Source organism: Rhizobium sp. SVR5-2C (assembly GCF_056755115.1).
Genome location: NZ_JBNDHT010000423.1, coordinates 1 through 264, shown reverse-complemented (window position 1 = coordinate 264; position 264 = coordinate 1). Strand labels below are relative to the sequence as shown.

Below are 264 nucleotides of genomic sequence, written 5' to 3'. Positions count from 1 at the left end.
GACTAGTCGTCGGCAGCGTCAGATGTGTATAAGAGACAGGCTCATCGCCTTCAACCTCCGCCCCATCTTTTCCAGCGCCTCGGCATCGATCAACTGCTCGTCGATGGCATCGAGAGCCGGGGCACTTTCGGAAATGGAGGTGTTCATGACCTGTCTCTTATACACATCTCCGAGCCCACGAGACGCGTAGTAATCTGGGGGGGGGGGGTCTGGTTTGGGGGGGGGGGGGGGGGGGGGGGGGGGGGGGGGGGGGGGGGGGGGGGG

At 64.8% G+C, this 264-nt stretch carries 1 protein-coding gene; it reads right to left on the bottom strand.

The window, feature by feature from the left end:
* Positions 1-18 precede the first annotated feature (18 nt).
* Positions 19-147 (bottom strand): hypothetical protein, encoded by a 129-nt coding sequence (locus ACPYOI_RS36365; protein ID WP_481424215.1) that lies wholly within the window; start codon positions 145-147, stop codon positions 19-21.
* Positions 148-264 lie beyond the last annotated feature (117 nt).